The sequence below is a fragment of the Blastococcus sp. TF02-09 genome, assembly GCF_003319105.1.
Taxonomy (GTDB): domain Bacteria; phylum Actinomycetota; class Actinomycetes; order Mycobacteriales; family Geodermatophilaceae; genus Blastococcus.
Genome location: NZ_QOHH01000013.1, coordinates 105,396 through 121,741, shown reverse-complemented (window position 1 = coordinate 121,741; position 16,346 = coordinate 105,396). Strand labels below are relative to the sequence as shown.

General features: G+C 73.8%; 16 protein-coding genes. 10 read left to right on the top strand and 6 right to left on the bottom strand.

Annotation, left to right across the window (positions count from 1 at the left end):
- The 5 genes from DQ239_RS17920 to DQ239_RS17900 all read left to right on the top strand — a co-directional run.
- Positions 1 to 365 (top strand): sigma factor-like helix-turn-helix DNA-binding protein (locus DQ239_RS17920; protein WP_304544207.1); only part of this gene is annotated, 365 nt, incomplete at its 5' end.
- A 129-nt stretch (positions 366 to 494) separates the two neighbouring features.
- The gene (locus tag DQ239_RS17915; RefSeq protein ID WP_113835766.1) at positions 495 to 1,490 is read left to right on the top strand and encodes a hypothetical protein; all 996 of its coding nucleotides are present in this window, start codon (positions 495 to 497) and stop codon (positions 1,488 to 1,490) included.
- Positions 1,490 to 1,714 (top strand): hypothetical protein, encoded by a 225-nt coding sequence (locus tag DQ239_RS17910; protein ID WP_199583146.1) that lies wholly within the window; start codon positions 1,490 to 1,492, stop codon positions 1,712 to 1,714. Before DQ239_RS17915 ends, DQ239_RS17910 begins: the two co-directional genes overlap by 1 nt.
- 142 nt (positions 1,715 to 1,856) lie before the next feature.
- Positions 1,857 to 4,073: a VanW family protein gene (locus tag DQ239_RS17905; protein WP_113835765.1), complete on the top strand. Its 2,217-nt coding sequence runs from the start codon at positions 1,857 to 1,859 to the stop codon at positions 4,071 to 4,073.
- Positions 4,074 to 4,147: 74 nt separating this feature from the next.
- Positions 4,148 to 5,233, top strand: a complete 1,086-nt coding sequence (locus DQ239_RS17900; RefSeq protein WP_113835764.1) for a YihY/virulence factor BrkB family protein — start codon at positions 4,148 to 4,150, stop codon at positions 5,231 to 5,233.
- Here DQ239_RS17900 and DQ239_RS17895 read toward each other — a convergent pair.
- The 6 genes from DQ239_RS17895 to DQ239_RS17870 form a co-directional block, all read right to left on the bottom strand.
- Entirely contained in the window at positions 5,223 to 5,450 is a 228-nt protein-coding gene (locus DQ239_RS17895) for a DUF3039 domain-containing protein (protein WP_113835763.1), read from the bottom strand. The genes DQ239_RS17900 and DQ239_RS17895 overlap by 11 nt on opposite strands.
- 151 nt (positions 5,451 to 5,601) lie before the next feature.
- Positions 5,602 to 5,934: a DUF3099 domain-containing protein gene (locus tag DQ239_RS17890; protein ID WP_113835762.1), complete on the bottom strand. Its 333-nt coding sequence runs from the start codon at positions 5,932 to 5,934 to the stop codon at positions 5,602 to 5,604.
- 180 nt (positions 5,935 to 6,114) lie between these two features.
- A complete protein-coding gene (locus DQ239_RS17885) occupies positions 6,115 to 7,008 on the bottom strand; it encodes an ABC transporter permease (protein ID WP_113835761.1) in 894 nt (297 codons plus the stop codon).
- On the bottom strand, positions 6,998 to 7,801 hold the full coding sequence (locus DQ239_RS17880; protein ID WP_113835760.1) for an ABC transporter ATP-binding protein: 804 nt from the start codon (positions 7,799 to 7,801) through the stop codon (positions 6,998 to 7,000). Before DQ239_RS17880 ends, DQ239_RS17885 begins: the two co-directional genes overlap by 11 nt.
- A gap of 26 nt (positions 7,802 to 7,827) precedes the next feature.
- Positions 7,828 to 8,904, bottom strand: coding sequence for an ABC transporter substrate-binding protein (locus DQ239_RS17875; RefSeq protein WP_113835759.1), 1,077 nt, complete (start codon positions 8,902 to 8,904; stop codon positions 7,828 to 7,830).
- Between the two features lie 245 nt (positions 8,905 to 9,149).
- A complete protein-coding gene (locus DQ239_RS17870) occupies positions 9,150 to 9,743 on the bottom strand; it encodes an HhH-GPD-type base excision DNA repair protein (RefSeq protein ID WP_113835758.1) in 594 nt (197 codons plus the stop codon).
- Between the two features lie 127 nt (positions 9,744 to 9,870).
- Between DQ239_RS17870 and DQ239_RS17865 the strand changes: the two genes are divergently transcribed.
- The 5 genes from DQ239_RS17865 (at position 9,871) to dtd (ending at position 16,336) form a co-directional block, all read left to right on the top strand.
- Entirely contained in the window at positions 9,871 to 10,854 is a 984-nt protein-coding gene (locus tag DQ239_RS17865; RefSeq protein ID WP_158544890.1) for an AraC family transcriptional regulator, read from the top strand.
- A gap of 149 nt (positions 10,855 to 11,003) precedes the next feature.
- Positions 11,004 to 12,431, top strand: coding sequence for a Fur family transcriptional regulator (locus DQ239_RS21375; RefSeq protein WP_348519338.1), 1,428 nt, complete (start codon positions 11,004 to 11,006; stop codon positions 12,429 to 12,431).
- A gap of 48 nt (positions 12,432 to 12,479) precedes the next feature.
- Positions 12,480 to 14,699: a catalase/peroxidase HPI gene (gene katG / locus DQ239_RS17855; RefSeq protein ID WP_113835756.1), complete on the top strand. Its 2,220-nt coding sequence runs from the start codon at positions 12,480 to 12,482 to the stop codon at positions 14,697 to 14,699.
- 115 nt (positions 14,700 to 14,814) lie between these two features.
- Positions 14,815 to 15,879: a DUF3533 domain-containing protein gene (locus DQ239_RS17850; protein WP_199583144.1), complete on the top strand. Its 1,065-nt coding sequence runs from the start codon at positions 14,815 to 14,817 to the stop codon at positions 15,877 to 15,879.
- A 25-nt stretch (positions 15,880 to 15,904) separates the two neighbouring features.
- Complete coding sequence (gene dtd, locus DQ239_RS17845; protein ID WP_113835755.1) at positions 15,905 to 16,336, top strand: D-aminoacyl-tRNA deacylase; 432 nt, start codon at positions 15,905 to 15,907, stop codon at positions 16,334 to 16,336.
- Positions 16,337 to 16,346: the final 10 nt, after the last annotated feature.

The window sequence follows — 16,346 nt, the reverse complement described above, 5'->3', positions numbered from 1 at the left end:
AGAAGGTGCTGGAGATCCAGCAGTACGCCCGGGAGCCGATCAGCCTCGACCAGACCATCGGCGACGAGGGCGACAGCCAGCTCGGTGACTTCATCGAGGACTCCGAGGCCGTCGTCGCCGTCGACGCGGTGAGCTTCACGCTGATGCAGGACCAGCTGACCAGCGTCCTGCAGACGCTGTCGGAGCGGGAGGCCGGCGTGGTCCGGCTGCGCTTCGGCCTGACCGACGGCCAGCCGCGCACGCTGGACGAGATCGGGCAGGTCTACGGCGTGACGCGTGAGCGGATCCGGCAGATCGAGTCCAAGACGATGAGCAAGCTGCGGCACCCCAGCCGGTCCCAGGTCCTCCGCGACTACCTGGACTGAAGAAGGACCCCAACAAGGACCCCGTCCCTCCCGCCCCTTCCGTTCCCCGTCCCCGGCGTGGCGCGCACCATCCGGCCGTCCCGTCCTCTCCCTGCGACAGCCTTCCCGCTGAGCCGGAGGAGGCAGCGGATGAGCGGGCGCCCGTGGCACGTCGTGGGTCTGGTGTACGGGCCCCTGGGCCTGCTCCTCGCCGGGCTCACGCTCTGGGTGGGGGACGGTCGCGTGCTGACCGTCGGGGGCGAGGACACCACCGTCACCCTCGCCGACCTGGTCCAGGAGCCGGCGGTCGCCGCGGACCTGCCTCCGTGGACCGGCGCCCTGGGTCTGCTGGGCGGGGTCACCATGGTGGCGGCCGGCGCCGTCGCGGTGGCGATCGCGCTCGGCGGCGTCGCACCGGACCGCGGGGCCCGGGCGGACGTCCGGGCCCTTCTCCGGGACGTCGGGCTGCTGACCGTCGCGCTCGGGGCCGACGACCTGCTCCAGCTCCACGAGGCCGTCGTACCCGCGCTCACCGGGCTCCCGGAGAAGGTCGTCTTCGCCGGCTACCTGTTCGCCGCGGCGGCCATCGCCGTGGGGCACCGGGCGGTCCTGCGCCGGCTGCTCACGCCGACCGCCGCCCTCGCGCTCTGCTGGCTCGCGACGTCGGTGGCGATCGACGTGCTCGATCCCGGTCTGCGCTGGCACGCCTGGACCGAGGACTCGATGAAGCTGCTCGGGCTCGCGGGGTGGTCGGTGACCGTCGTGTCCTGGGCGCTGAGCTGGTCCCACGCCGGCACGACGACCCAGCTCCGGGCCGCGGACGAGGGTCACCCGTACAGGCGGGAGGCGGTGTACGCCCACGGTCGTCGGGTAGACGGCGTAGCGTGGGGGACGTCAGAACAGCAGCGGACCCACGGTCGCACCGGTCACCCGACCGGTACGGCAGGCGAGAACAGCACGTGCACGACCGGTACCACCCCAGTGACGTCCCCTGCTGAACCCGTTCCACCGACCGGCACATCACGGACTCGTCTCGATCGGCGAGTCGGTGTTCACCGGAAGCTGAACGGGAACACGAGGGGCCATCCTGGCGCTGTGCAGGAGGCCGATCCGCAGCCGCGGGTCCGTGCGGTAGAGAGCGAGTGATGAGCCAGATGACCCAGACGCTGACGACGACCCCGCCCACCGACGAGCTCGTCGTTCCCTTCCACTGCGATCGCTGTGGTGCTCTGGCCAAGGTGCGGGTCGTGCTCGCCAGTGGCAGCGACCTCGTCTTCTGCGGACACCACGCACGTGAGTACGACAGCAAGCTGCGTGACATCGCCGTCGACATCATCGACACCGAGGGCGAGCAGCGGGTAACTGCGTGAGAGAACCGCTATCGTCGCGCCCGCGATGACAGCCTCACCCGACGACGCCGCCGGCTCCTCCACCCCGCCCCGTGCGGAGGGAGGGCCGGCGGCTCCGTCGTTCCCGGGCACCCCCGGTACGCGGCGACCGGAGGAAACCCCCATGTCCCAGCCCCCCGGGCACGACGAGACCGTGCGCCTGCGCGCCGACGGGGCAGCCGACAGCCGTCCGCCCGTCGAGCCCTCGCGTCCCCTGCCGGACGAGGGCGACACGCCCGAACCGCAGAACTCTTCTCCGGCCGATCGCGAGGTCGACGACACCCGCCCGGTGCCCCGCGACTGGCTGAGCGGTGCGCCCGAGCAGGAGGCCGTCCAGACCACCGCCGTCGCGGAGCCCGTCGCGGCTCCGGCGGTCCCCTCCGCCGACGTCCCGGACACCGACACCGACACGGGCACGGCCCTGTTCCTCGGGGCGGACGTCGCCGGCGGGAACGACGGCGACGGGCCGCCCCCCACCGCCACCGACGGCGCACCGGGTTCCCCCTGGTGGCGACGCCGCGCCGTGCTGGTGCCCGCGGGTGCCGTCGCGGTGCTGGCGGCGCTCTACGGCGCGGACCTGCTCCTCTCCTCCGGCGACGTGCCGCGGTCGACCGTCGTGGCCGGCGTCGAGATCGGTGGCCTCTCCCCCGCCGCCGCCGCCGAGGCGCTGCAGAGCGAGCTGGGCGACCGCGTCGCCGCCGACCGCCCGATCGCCGCCGACGGCGTGGAGGGCGTCTACTCCCCCACCCGCGCCGGCGTCCGCCTGGATGCCGAGGGCACCGTCGCCGCGGCCGACGACCAGCCGCTGAACCCCTGGACCCGCGTCACCTCGTTCTTCTCCGACCGCGAGGTCGAGCCGATCGTCGCCGTCGACGACTCCGCGGTGGCCGACGAACTCGGCTCCTTCGACGCCCAGCTGGCGACCTTCGCCGAGCAGGTCGACCGCGCACCGGTCGACGCCACCATCGCCATCGAGGACACCACCGCGAGCGTCGTCCCGCCCACCGACGGCCGGACGCTGGACCGCGAGGGGGCGCGGGACGTGATCACGGCGGCCCTGACCGACGAGCCGGAGGCCGCGGGACCCCTCGAGCTCCCCGTCGAGGTCGCCCCCGTCCAGGTCGAGGCCGCGGAGGCCGAGCGGGTGCTCGCCGAGACCGTCGAGCCGGCGCTCGCCGCCCCGGTCGCGGTGACCGGGGGCGCCGACGGCGCCACCGCCGAGGTGCCCGCCGAGGCCATCGCGGCGTCGCTGACCTTCACGCCGACCGAGGACGGCGCGCTCACGGTGGGGATCGACCCGGCCGAGCTGCAGGCGGCCCTCGGCGACGAGCTGGCCGTCTTCGGGACTCCGGCCCGGGACGCCACCTTCGAGGTCTCCGGCGGCTCCGTGCGCGTGGTGCCGTCGGTGGACGGGACCGGGATCGACCCCGCGCACCTGGCCGAGCAGCTGATGCCCGTGCTGGACGATCCCGCGCCGCGGTCGATCGCTGCCGAGCCGGGACCGGTACCGGCCGAGCTGACCACCCAGGAGGCCGAGGCGCTGGGCATCCGCGAGGAGATCAGCAGCTTCACCACGAACATCAGCAACCCGCGCAGCGGCGAGAACATCCGCGTCGTGGCCGCCGAGGTCGACGGTGCGCTCGTGCTGCCCGGCGAGACCTTCAGCCTGAACACCTTCACCGGCCCCCGGGGCACGGCGCAGGGCTACGTGCCGGCCACGGTGATCAGCGGCGGCGAGCTGTCGACGGCGGTCGGCGGCGGCATCAGCCAGTTCGCCACCACGATGTTCAACGCGGTGTTCTTCGCCGGGCTCGAGGACATCTACCACAAGCCGCACAGCTTCTACATCAGCCGCTATCCGGCCGGCCGCGAGGCGACCGTCTACGAGGGCGCGATCGATCTCCAGTGGCGCAACGACAGCGACACCGGCGTCTACGTCGACACGCGCTGGACCCCGAGCGCCCTGACGGTCACCTTCTACGGCACCAAGCGCTACGAGATCGAGTCGATCAGCAGCGAGCGGCGCAACACCCGTGAGCCCGCGGTCATCGAGAAGGTCGACGACGGCGACTGCATCCCCCAGTCCGGCGTCCCGGGCTTCGACATCACCGTCACGCGGGTCTTCAAGGACCTGGCGTCGGGTGCGGAGATCGAGCGGGAGGACTTCCGGACCCGCTACAACGCCGAGGCGGTCATCAACTGCGTGCCGGCGCCCGAGGGCGAGGGCGGGGCTCCCGCGTCGCCGTCCCCGGGTCCGGAGGGGACGCCGCCGGCCGGCGCGCCCGCATCGGGCGGGCGACGCCCCGGGGACCGTCGACCCGTCGGCCGCCGGGTGCGCTGACCGGGTCACCCGGTGGGGGCCCCTCCGGGTGACCACCTGCTCCGCACTCCTCCGGTGACGTGCACACTGACCGGATGAGCACCGTCCTGCCCGGTGATCGCCCGGCGCAGGCCGGTGACCCGCCCGCCCCCGCGGCCGTCGAGCCAGGTGCCGGCGACGCCGCGGAGCGCGGGCGCCGCGGGCGGCTGGACTCCTGGCCGGCGTTCGTCCGCACCCCGCTGCAGGTGCTGGGTCGCACCGTGGCCAAGGCGTGGCAGGACCGCATCCTGGGGTTGTCCGGCGAGGCGGCGTTCTGGCAGATCCTCTCGGTCCCGCCGCTGCTCATCGGGCTGCTGGGCTCGCTGGGCTACCTCGGCGCGTTCATCGGTGACGACGCCGTCCGCCAGATCGAGGACGACCTGCTCAGCGCCTCCGCCGAGGTGCTCACCCCCGACGTCGTCGACTCCCTCGTGGCCCCGACGCTGAACGACATCCTGGGCGCCGGCCGGCTCGACGTGGTGAGCCTCGGCTTTCTGCTGTCGCTGTGGGCCGGCTCGTCGGCGACGGCGACGTTCATGAACACCATCGTCATCGCCTACGACCAGCGGGACGTGCGCGGCCCGATCCGCACCCGGCTCAAGGCGCTGTGGCTGTTCATCGTGGGCATGGTGGTCGCCGTCCTCACCCTGCCGCTGCTGGTGCTGGGCCGCGGTGTGCTGGTCGCCCTGCTGCCCCCGAGCTGGCAGCCGGTGGCCACCGTGCTCATCGACGGCATCTACTGGCCGCTGGTGATCATCGGGCTGCTGCTGGCCCTCACCAGCTTCTACAACGTGGTGCTGCCCCGGCGGCTGCCGTGGAGCAGGCACCTGCCCGGCGCGGTGCTGGCCCTGGGCTTCTTCATCATGGCCGCCCTCGTGCTGCGGACCTACGTCGCCGACGTCCTCACCGCGGCCCTGCCGTACGGCGCCCTGGCGGCGCCGATCGGCATCCTGCTGTTCTGCTTCTTCTTCGGCATGGCGGTCCTGCTGGGCGCGGAGCTCAACGCCACCATCCAGGCCCGCTGGCCGGCGCCGCTGCGCCGCCACGAGCGCCGCCGCAAGGCCCGGCGCGAGGCCAAGCTCGCCGCCGAGGCCCGCCGCCTGGGGGTGGCCGACGCCGGCGGCCCCGCCGCTACTTCTTGAGCTTGTTGTAGACCTCGGTGCAGGCCGGGCACACCGGGCTGCCGGGCTTGGGGCTCTTGGTCACCGGGAAGATCTCGCCGCAGAGCGCCTCGACCATGGTCCCCATGACCGCGCTCTCGGCGATCTTGTTCTTGCGCACGTAGTGGAAGACCTCGTCGGCGTTGCCGGTGTCGGCGTCGCGGACGTCGGGCCGCTCGAGGATGTCGCTGCTGCTCACGGGAACTCCTTCGTGGTCTGCGTCGGCGGTCGCGGCCGGGCGTCCCGGGCACTCCCTGCACCGCCGTCCATGATGACAGGCGCCGCCGTGGGCCTCCGGTGACGGAGATCCCCGACCGGGTGCCGTCGGGTGGCGGGCCTGACCAGCCCGGTCAGCCCTCGATGACGCGGTGCGGCCGGCTCTCCAGCTGCCGGTCCGGCCGGGCCGTGTAGCGGTTGACCTCCTGCCGCTTCTTCGGCGGGCGGTCGTTGGCCATGATCACGGCGACCCAGGGCAGCACGGTGCCCAGGACGGCCAGGATGATCATCAGCCACACCGTCTGGTAGAAGACCGCGGCGAACAACAGGCAGATCGTGCGCACGAGCATGGTGATCGCGTAACGCTTCTTGCGGGCCGCGTGCTGGTCGACCTGGCTGACCTGCGCCTCGGTGATGAGCACGGGCTCGGCTCGGCGCGGTCGCGGGTTACCTTGCCTGGTGGCCACGGGTGTCCATCCCTCCGCTGACCGGTGCACCCGGCGGCGTTCGCCCCGGCACTGCCCCGGATCCGCGCCCCATGGTGCCACCGCGGGGCGAGGTCGTGCAGGGGGTCGCGTCGGCACCCGCGACCACCCCGGCGGACGGCGTCCTGCCAGGTGAGCGGCGCGCCCCCGGGGGCGCCGCCGTCACCCGATGGTCAGGCCCCGGCGGGTGAGGACGCGGCGCTCGATCGGTGCGAACACGAGCAGCTCGATGGCGATGCCGACGGCCAGGATCAGCGCGATCGAGGTGATGACCAGCGACATCTGGGAGAGCTCGCGGCCGACGTTGAGCAGCTGCCCCAGGCCCTGCCCCAGCTGCGGCGAGTACGTGATGAGCTCGGCGGCCATGAGCGAGCGCCAGGCGAACGCCCACCCCTGCCGCAGGCCGCCCAGGTAGCCCGGGAGCGCGGCGGGCAGCAGCACGTGCCGCGTCCGGCCGAGCGTCGACAGGCCGAGCACGCGGCCGACCCGGTCGAACAGCGGCGGGACCTGCTTCAGCCCGCCGAGCAGACCGTTGGCGATGGAGGGGACGGCGCCGAGCAGCACGACCGTGTAGATGGCCGCGTTCGACAGCCCGAACCAGATGATCGCCGCCGGCACCCACGCCACCGAGGGCAGGCTCTGCAGCCCGCTCACGATCGGGCCGACCGCCGCCCGGAGCCACCGGCTCCACCACATGGCCAGGCCCAGGGCCGTGCCGATCACCAGCGACAGGGCGAAGCCGACGCCGCCCCGACGGAGGCTGGTCCAGACCGCCTCGAACGCCGACCCGTCGGTCAGCGAGGACCAGAAGACGTCGAAGACGTCGGCCGGGGACGGCAGCGCGTACGAGGGCTTGACCTCGGCGACGTACGCGAGCTGCCAGATCCCCACCACCGCTGCGAGGAAGACCACCGGGGGCAGGACGATGCGCACGAACCGCTGCCCCGCGCCGGGCCGCGACGGCAGCGTGGGCGCGCTGTCGAGCGCGTCGAGGCCCGCCTCGACGTCCCGGGTGCCGCCGGCGCGGGCGTCGGTGCGGACGGGGCTAGCGGCCATGGCGGCTGATCTCCCGGTGCAGCTCGGTGGTGATCTCGGCGGCGAGCGCCCCCACCCCGGGGGACTCGATCGTGCGGGGCTGCGGCAGGTCCACCTGCCACTCGCGCACGACGCGCCCGGGGCGGGACCCCATGAGGAGCACCCGCTGGCCCAGCCGCACCGCCTCCCGCACGTTGTGCGTCACGAACACCACCGACAGGCCCTGCTCGGCCCACACGCGGGCGAGCTCGAGGTGCAGCACGTCGCGGGTGATCGCGTCCAGGGCCGCGAACGGCTCGTCCATGAGGAGCACCGAGCTGTCCTGGGCCAGCGACCGGGCCAGCGCGACCCGCTGGCGCATGCCACCGGAGAGCTCGTGCACCCGCTTGTCCCCCGCGCCCTCCAGGTTCACCAGCGCGAGCAACCGGAGGGCCTCCTCGCGGCGCTCGGCGCGGCCGACGCCACGGGCGCGCAGCGCCAGCTCGACGTTGCCCGCCGCCGTGAGCCAGGGCAGCAGCGCCGGCTCCTGGAACATCAGCGCGGGACGCCGGGCGCTGACCTCCACCGTGCCGGACGTCGGCTCGGTCAGGCCGGCGATGATGTTCAGCAGGGTCGATTTGCCGCACCCGGAGGCGCCGAGCAGGCAGACGAACTCCCCGGGCCGGACCGTCAGGTCCACCCGGTCCAGCACCGGCGGCCGGTCCCGCTCGAAGACCTGCGACACCTGCTGCACCCGGACCGCCGGGACGCCGGCTCGCGGGTGGCCGACCTCCTGCGGTGCCGCCAGGGTCTCCGCGGTCACGTTCGCGGTCATGAGCGTGCTCCTTCCCGGGAGGGTCCTCACTGGGAGCCCAGGCCGTCCGCCGAGACGGTCTTCTCGCCGAGGTCGCCGAGGATGGCGTTGAGCGGACGGAGGTCGTAGATGCCCTCGATGTCGACGAGCTCCGGGGTGGTCCCTGCGTCGAAGCCGTCCTGGGCCGACTCCTCCAGCGTCGCGGCGAGCGGGTCCCACGTGACGGAGAGGTTGCTCCACGCGCGGTCGAACACCTCGTCGGGCAGCGCGTCGCTCCCCGCCTGCTCGAGACCGGCGTTGACGGCGGTGCGGGCGGCCTCGACGTCGCCCTGCGCGAACTGCACGGCGGCGACGTGCCCGCGCAGGAGCGCCTCGACCGTCTCCGGGTACTCCTCGAGGAACTCGGTGCGCACGATCAGGTTCGTCGTGACGAACTCGCCGTCGGGCCAGATGTCCCGCTCGTCGACCAGCACCTTCGCGCCGGCCTCGAGCACCAGCCGTGAGGCCCAGGGCTCCGGCAGCCACGCGCCGTCCACGTCGCCGGACCGGAAGAGATTGAGGGTGTCGCTGTTGGGGGTGGGCGCGATGGTGACGTCGCCGCCGCCCTCGACGCTGTTCTCGATTCCCTGGTCGGTGAGCCAGGTCCGCAGCGCCACGTCCTGGGTGTTGCCGAGCTGCGGGGTCGCCAGCGTCGTCCCGACCAGGTCCTCCGGGGAGTCGATCCCCTCGCGGACCACGAGCTGGGCGCCTCCCGAGGCGGCGCCGGCGATGATGCGGACGGCGTCCCCGTCGCTCTGCCCGTAGGCGTTGATGGCCGGGCTGGGGCCGATGTAGGAGGCGTCCAGGGCGCCGGCGAAGACCGCCTCGACGACGTCGGGGCCGGCGTTGAACACCTGCGTCGTGAGCTCGGTGTCGCCCAGCTCGTCGGCGATCAGGCCCTCCTCCACGCCGATGAGCGCGGCGGAGTGGGTGACGTTGGCGAAGTAGCCGAGGCGGAGCTCGTCGGCGACGCCGGAGCCGGAGTTCCCGTCGCCGCCGTCGTCGCCACCGCAGGCGGTGAGGACGGAGAGGGCGGCGACAGCCACCAGGGAGAGCGCTCGGCGGGAGTTGCGATGGTTCGGCACGGGTTCCTCGTCGGAGAGGGGCGCGTGGCGAGGACCGACCGCGGTCCGGGAGGGCGCGCGTCGACGCCGCGCGCCGGGATGGTCGGCGGGCGGTCAGATCGACGTACAGAGAGCGCTGCTCAGCGCACCCTTGTCCACGTGGCGACGGGCCACGAGGAGGGGCAGCGGAGGCATGCGGGGAACGTAGCACACCAAACCGACTGATTTGGTGGGGTATAGCTCCCGCCGTCCCGGCTCCCCGGTGGTCAGCCGGCGGCGCTCTGCTTCTTCGCCGCCTTCTGCTCCTGCTTGAACCGGCGCACGTCGGCCAGCGACTCCGGCCCGGTGATGTCGGCGACCGAGCGGTGCGACCCCTCCTCGCCGTACGCCCCGGCGGCCTCCCGCCACCCCGGGGGCGTGACCCCGTACTGCTTGCCGAGCAGGGCCAGGAAGATCGACGCCTTCTGCGCTCCGAAGCCGGGGAGCTCCCTGAGCCGGCGCAGCAGCGTGCGGCCGTCCGGCACGTCGGCCCACAGGTTCTCCGCCCGCCCGTCGTACCGCTCGACCAGCAGCCGGCACAGCTCCTGGGTGCGGCCGGCCATCGAGCCGGGGTAGCGGTGCAGCGCCGGCGGGCCCTGAAAGACGGCGGTCAGCTCGTCGGGGTCGGCCCCGGCCAGCTGCCCGGCGTCCAGCGCGTCCACGCCGAGGCGGTCGGCCAGCAGGCGCGGTGCGGCGAAGGCCCGCTCCATGGGGAACTGCTGGTCGAGCAGCATCCCGACGAGCAGGGCGAGCGGGTCGCGGCCGAGCAGCTCGTCGGCGGCGGTCTCCTGGGCGATGCGGAGGGTCGGCACACCGTGCATGGTGCCGTACCCCGGTGCCTGCGCACCCGGTCGCGCCGTCCGGCTCCACGGGCGCCCACACCGGTCCGACCGCGACGTTATGGTGGGGCTGCTGCAGCAGCGCAGCCGCGCACGGCGAAGGGCGGGCATGGCAGCCGAACCGCTGGACCGGTTCCCGGCGGCGCACGCCACGGACTGCGACGAGGCGCAGGCGGCGATGGCCGCGACGTTCCTGCCGCTGCGCATGCGGGTGCTCGAACCGCCGGGCCCCGACGGTGTGGACCTGCGGCTGAACGCGCTCCGGGTCGGGGACGTGACGGTCGCCTACGCCCGGTTCGGGGGCGCCGTGGAGGTCGCCACGGTCGAGGCGGAGAACTACCACGTGGACCTGCCGATCTCCGGCTCGGCCCGCTTCCGCGCCGGCCGGCTGGAGCGCGTCGAGGGCACCCCGCGCCGTGCGGCGGTCTTCATGCCCGGGGAGTCCGCCGGCATCGACTGGAGCGGCGGGTGCGGGCAGTTCTGCCTGATGTTCCCCCGTGCCGTGCTGCAGGGTGAGCTGGAGGCCATGCTGGACCGGCCGCTGGCCGGGCCGCTCTCCTTCGCCGAGGTGATGGACGTCGACACCGACCTGGGCCGGTCGTGGCTCGACACGCTGTGGCTGGTCGAGCGGCAGGCGCGGCGCGCGCACGGCCTGCTCGACCACCCCCTGGCCGCGGCGCACCTGGGGAAGGCGCTCACCGCCGGGCTGCTGCTCGCCCAGCCGCACAACTACACCGACGCGCTCGCCGGTCCACGCCGCCCGGCCGCCCCGCGCGCGGTGCGCGAGGCCGTCGAGCTCATCCGCGCCCACCCCGAGGACCCCTGGACGACCGCGAGCCTAGCCCGCCGCGTCGCCGTGAGCGCGCGGACCCTGCAGGAGGGGTTCGCCCGGTCCTACGGGGTGCCGCCGAGTGCGTATCTGCGGTCGGTGCGCCTGGACCGCGCCCGCGCCGACCTGCAGGCGTCCGACCCGCACACCACGACGGTCGCCTTCGTCGCCGGCCGGTGGGGCTTCCTGTACCTGAGCCGGTTCGCTGCCGCCTACCGCGAGAAGTTCGGCGAGAACCCCTCGGCGACGCTGCGCCGCGCGTAGGGCGGTAGGCCCGCGCGAATCGCACCGAGTTCTGCGCTGAGCGCGTCGACGTGCCCGTCCGGCTGCCGTTGCATGGACGTCCTCGGCTCAGAAGCGGCTGAGGCGTCCCGAGCTCGGCCTCGTGCCTGGCCGTTCGGAGAGGCGGGCACGTGGCCGAGGACGGTGCCGCACAGGCGGCCGTGGACATCGGCCGCATCGCGCGTGCGCCGGTGCCCGTCGCCGAGCGCGCCCGGCGGATCCTGCAGGTGCTCGGTTCCGTCCTGGGGTACGACGCCGCCGCCATCGCGGTGCAGGACCCGGAGCGGCAGCTCCGGATCCCGCTAGCCACCGCCGGCGACGTCGCAGCGCTGCACGCCGTCTGGTCCGACCCGGACTCCTTCTGCTCGCACCACCACCTGGCTGCCCGCTCCCTCGACGCCGCCCTCGCCGCTCCCGACGGCAGGCACGTGGGGCACCTGACCGTGCTCCTCCCGGCAGGGGGCCGCTCCGCCTCCGCGGACCGCGCGCGGATCGGCGTCCTCGCGCCGCTCGTCGCGCGGGCGGTCGACCGGCTGCCCGCCGTCTGCGCCTTCGCCGGCACCGTGCCCGGCGTCCTCGCGGGGGCGGCGCTCACCCGGGCCGGTGCCACCGTGCCCCTGCCCGGGCTGGCCTCCGACCCGGTGCTCGACGCCGGCTCCCCGGCGGTCGCCGAGGTGGTCGACCGCCTGGACGCCGGCGGGCGGTACGCGACCTTCCTGCACCCCGCATCGGACGGCGTGGACGGAGCACTGCTCCGGGTCACCGCGCTGGACGTCGGCCACGAGGTCGCCGACCACCTGCGCGCCGCCGTCCTGCTCTCCCCCGCACCGGACCTCCGCGGCCTGTCCCGCCACGACCTGCAGGTCCTCGGTCTGCTCGTGGCGGGCTGGGAGGACGACCGGCACATCGCTGCCGCCCTGGGCAGCACGACCGTGGACGTCGCCGACGCCGTCCGGCGGAGCATGGCGGTGCTGGGCGCCTGCTCGCCGACCGCGCTCGCCGTGCGGGCCCTGCGCCAGGGGCTGTTCCTCCCCCCCGCGCACGTCCGGCACGGCCCGGTCGGCGCGCACGGATCACACCGGGGCGGCGCCGGGCAGATCTTGACTCGATCCAGGGAAGCGCGACAGGATGGCCCCGTGCCCGACCCGGTGGAGCTCGAACGCGATCTGCGTGCCGTGGGGCTGCGGGTGACCCGCCCGCGCCTCGCCGTGCTGGACGCCGTGCACGCCCATCCGCACCTGGACACCGAGGCGCTCATCGGCGCCGCGCGCACCCGCCTGGACGCCATCTCCCACCAGGCGGTCTACGACGTGCTGCGCGTGCTCACCGACACCGGCCTCGTGCGCCGCATCCAGCCGCAGGGGTCCGTGGCCCGCTACGAGGCCCGGGTGGGCGACAACCACCACCACCTGGTCTGCCGCGACTGCGGTGCGATCGTCGACGTCGACTGCACCGTCGGTGCGGCTCCCTGCCTCACGCCGTCCGACGACGCGGGGTTCCAGGTCGACGAGGCGGAGGTCGTCTTCTGGGGCCGCTGCCCCACGTGCGCCGCCGCCTGACCCCCCGTCTACCTCAGTTCCAGTCACCAACCCGAGAGAGGCGCCCCCGTGAAGGACGAGACCAACAAGGTCGAGACCGAGAGCACCAGCGAGAGCGAGAACCCGGCGATCCCCTCGCCGGAGGCGCACACCGACCACCGCCCCCGCACCAACCGCGACTGGTGGCCCAACCAGGTCGACCTGTCGGTGCTCAACAAGCCCTCGAAGGACTCCGACCCCCTGGGCGAGGACTTCGACTACAAGGCCGCCTTCGCCGAGCTGGACGTCGAGGAGCTCAAGCGCGACCTCGTCCAGGTCATGCGCACCTCGCAGGACTGGTGGCCGGCCGACTGGGGCCACTACGGCCCGCTCTTCATCCGCATGTCCTGGCACGCGGCCGGCACCTACCGCATCGCCGACGGCCGCGGCGGCGGCGGGCAGGGCGCTCAGCGCTTCGCCCCGCTGAACAGCTGGCCGGACAACGCCAACCTGGACAAGGCCCGCCGCCTGCTGCTGCCGATCAAGCAGAAGTACGGCCGCAAGCTCTCCTGGGCCGACCTGCTCGTGCTCGCCGGCAACGTGGCGCACGACGACATGGGCCTGCCGACGTTCGGGTTCGCCTTCGGCCGCGAGGACACCTGGCAGCCCGAGGAGGTCTTCTGGGGCCCCGAGGACACCTGGCTCGGCGACGAGCGGTACGCCGGCGACGACCCGCTCGACCTCGACGAGGGCCCGCTGGCCAACGTCACCATGGGTCTGATCTACGTCAACCCGGAGGGCCCGAAGGGCAAGCCGGACCCGCTGGGCTCCGGGCACGACATCAAGCAGACCTTCCGCCGCATGGGCATGACCGACGAGGAGACCGTCGCCCTCATCGCCGGCGGCCACACCTTCGGCAAGACCCACGGCGCGGGCAACCCCGACCTCGTCGGGCCCGAGCCGGAGGGCTGCCCCGTGCACGGCAACGGCCTGGGCTGGATCAACCAGCACGGCACCGGCAAGGGCGCCGACACCATCACCAGCGGTCTCGAGGGCGCCTGGACCCCGACGCCGACCACCTGGGACAACTCCTACTGGGACACGCTGTTCGGCTTCGACTGGGAGCTCGTCGAGAGCCCGGCCGGCGCCAAGCAGTGGCAGCCCTCCAACCCCGAGGCGCAGGAGCTCGTCCCCGACGCGCACATCGAGGGCAAGAAGAACCCGCCGATGATGTCGACGGCGGACATCGCGCTCAAGGTCGACCCGGAGCTGCGCGCCTACGCCGAGCGCTTCCGCGACGACCCGGAGTACTTCGCCGACCAGTACGCCCGCGCCTGGTTCAAGCTGCTGCACCGCGACATGGGTCCCAAGGTCCGCTACCTGGGCCCCGACGTGCCGGGCGAGGACCTGCTCTGGCAGGACCCGGTCCCGCCGGTCGACCACGAGCTCGTGGGCGAGGCGGAGATCGCCGACCTCAAGCAGCGGCTGCTGTCGTCCGGCCTGACGGTGTCCCAGCTGGTGCACACCGCCTGGTCGTCCGCCGCGTCGTTCCGCAGCACCGACAACCGCGGTGGGGCCAACGGGGCGCGGATCCGCCTCGAGCCGCAGCTGGACTGGGCGGCCAACGAGGGCGTCCGGGACGTGCTCCCCGTCCTGGAGCAGGTCAAGGCGGACTTCGAGTCGGCCACCGGCGCGACGGTCTCGCTGGCCGACCTGATCGTGCTCGGCGGCAGCGCGGCGGTCGAGAAGGCCGCGGCGGACGCCGGCGTGCCGGTCACCGTGCCCTTCCACCCGGGCCGGACCGACGCCACGCAGGAGCAGACCGACGTCGACAACTTCCGGTGGCTCGAGCCGCGGGCCGACGGCTTCCGCAACTACATCCAGCCGGGCAGCAAGCTCCAGCCGGAGACGCTGCTGGTCGACCGGGCCTACATGCTCGACCTCACCGCCAAGGAGATGACGCTGCTGGTCGGCGGGCTGCGGGTCCTCGGCGCGAACACCGGTGGCGCGCAGCACGGCGTCTTCACCGACCGCCCGGGCGTGCTCTCGCAGGACTTCTTCCGCAACCTGCTCGACCTGGGCATCTCCTGGCGCACCTCCGCCTCCGGCGAGGGCGTCTACGAGGGCCTGGACGCCGAGGGCACCGTGGTGCGCACGGCCACCGCGGTCGACCTGGTGTTCAACTCGAACTCGATCCTGCGCGGCATCGTCGAGGTCTACTCGGCCGAGGACGCGACGGAGCAGTTCGTGCGGGACTTCGTGTCCGCGTGGGTCAAGGTCATGGAGCTGGACCGCTTCGACCTGCGATAAGCGCCAGTCCCCCCGGATGCCCCGGTTCGCCTCGTGCGGGCCGGGGCATCCGTCGTCGCGGGGGGCCACCCCCTTTCTGCCGCTGCCCCTCCGTCCGCCAGGAGACCTCCCGCCGATGCCCGCCTCCTCCGTTCCCGGCCGGCACGAGGCGCCCGCGGAGCCGTCGCGGCCGGCGACCGAGACCTTCACCGAGGAGCTCCGAGACGCCTTCGCGCCGCGCACCCTGCTGCTGGTCGTCGGCGTGGCGCTGCTCTGCCTGGGCTTCGTCCTCTCCTACGTGGGCGCCTTCCACGACCCCACACCGCACCGGATCCCCGTCGCGGTCGTCGCACCCGCCCAGGTCAGCGGTCAGCTGGTGGCGGCGCTGGACGACGCCGACGGCGAACCGGTGGCGGCGACCGCGGTCGCGGACGAGGCGGCCGCCCGCCGGCTGCTCGAGCGGGGCGAGGTCGCGGGGGCGCTCGTGGTCGACGTGGCCGGCACGCAGGACACACTGCTGGTCGCCAGCGGTGGTGGGGTGTCCATGACGACGGCCGTGCAGCGGATCTTCACCGAGGCCGAGGCGACCCGGCAGCGCAGCCTCGTCGTCGACGACGTCGTCCCGCACCAGCCGGGCGACCCCCAGGGCACCAGCGGCTTCTACGTCGTCGTCGGGGCGGTGCTCGCGGGCTACCTGCTCGCCGCCGTCCTCGGGATGGCGAAGGGCGCCCGCCCGGCCACCTTCCGCCGGGCGCTGTGGCGGCTGGGTGCGACGGTGCCCTACTCCCTCGCCGTCGGGCTGGGCATCGCCCTCGTGACCGGTCCTCTCCTCGGCGCCATCACCGGGCACGTCGGGGCGGTCTTCGTCATCGCCACCCTGCTGGTGCTCAGCGCCGCCACGGTCACGATGAGCTTCCAGGTGCTCTTCGGGGTCTTCGGCATCGCCGCGACCATCCTAGTCTTCGTCGTCGTCGGGAACCCCTCCGCCGGAGGCGCCTACCGCTACGAGCTGCTGCCGCCGTTCTGGCGCGCCGTGGGGCCCTGGCTGCCCAACGGCGCCGGGGTGGACGCGCTGCGCAGCGCGGTCTACTTCGGGGGCACCGGGACGGCCGCCGCGCTGTGGATCGTCGTGGCATGGGCGGTGGCCGGCGCCGCGCTGACGGTGCTGGCCGCCCGGATCGTGCACCGGCGCGCCGCCTGACCCGGCCGACGACGAGGATGGGTCCGTGCGCGCCGTCGTGACCAGGGTCGATTCAGCCGCTGTAACGGTCGACGGCGAGGTGGTCGGCGCCATCGGCCGGGGATTGCTGTCACTGGTCGGAGTCGGCCGGACGGACGACGCCGCGGCCGCCCGGGTGCTGGCGCGCAAGATCCACGAGCTGCGCATCCTCCCCGGCGACGACGGCCTGGTCTCCGCCGCCGACCTGGGGCTCCCCGTGCTGGTGGTCAGCCAGTTCACCCTCTACGCCGACACCCGCAAGGGCCGCCGTCCCTCATGGGCCGAGGCCGCCCCGGGAGAGGTCGCCGAACCGCTGGTCGACGAGGTGGTGGCCGAGCTGCGCCGGCGCGGGTGCTCGGTGGCGACCGGGGTGTTCGGTGCGCGGATGCAGGTCTCCTCGGTCAACGACGGCCCGATGACCGTGCTGCTGGAGGTCTGACACCCCGCCA

What these genes read in the sequence shown, in the direction of transcription:
- DQ239_RS17870 (WP_113835758.1), bottom strand. Translation starts at nt 9,743, where the DNA reads ATGCACGGTGTGCCGACCCTCCGCATCGCCCAGGAGACCGCCGCCGAC.
- DQ239_RS17885 (WP_113835761.1), bottom strand. Translation starts at nt 7,008, where the DNA reads ATGGCCGCTAGCCCCGTCCGCACCGACGCCCGCGCCGGCGGCACCCGG.
- DQ239_RS17915 (WP_113835766.1), top strand. Translation starts at nt 495, where the DNA reads ATGAGCGGGCGCCCGTGGCACGTCGTGGGTCTGGTGTACGGGCCCCTG.
- DQ239_RS17865 (WP_158544890.1), top strand. Translation starts at nt 9,871, where the DNA reads ATGGCAGCCGAACCGCTGGACCGGTTCCCGGCGGCGCACGCCACGGAC.
- DQ239_RS17850 (WP_199583144.1), top strand. Translation starts at nt 14,815, where the DNA reads ATGCCCGCCTCCTCCGTTCCCGGCCGGCACGAGGCGCCCGCGGAGCCG.
- DQ239_RS17910 (WP_199583146.1), top strand. Translation starts at nt 1,490, where the DNA reads ATGAGCCAGATGACCCAGACGCTGACGACGACCCCGCCCACCGACGAG.
- DQ239_RS17880 (WP_113835760.1), bottom strand. Translation starts at nt 7,801, where the DNA reads ATGACCGCGAACGTGACCGCGGAGACCCTGGCGGCACCGCAGGAGGTC.
- DQ239_RS17900 (WP_113835764.1), top strand. Translation starts at nt 4,148, where the DNA reads ATGAGCACCGTCCTGCCCGGTGATCGCCCGGCGCAGGCCGGTGACCCG.
- DQ239_RS17905 (WP_113835765.1), top strand. Translation starts at nt 1,857, where the DNA reads ATGTCCCAGCCCCCCGGGCACGACGAGACCGTGCGCCTGCGCGCCGAC.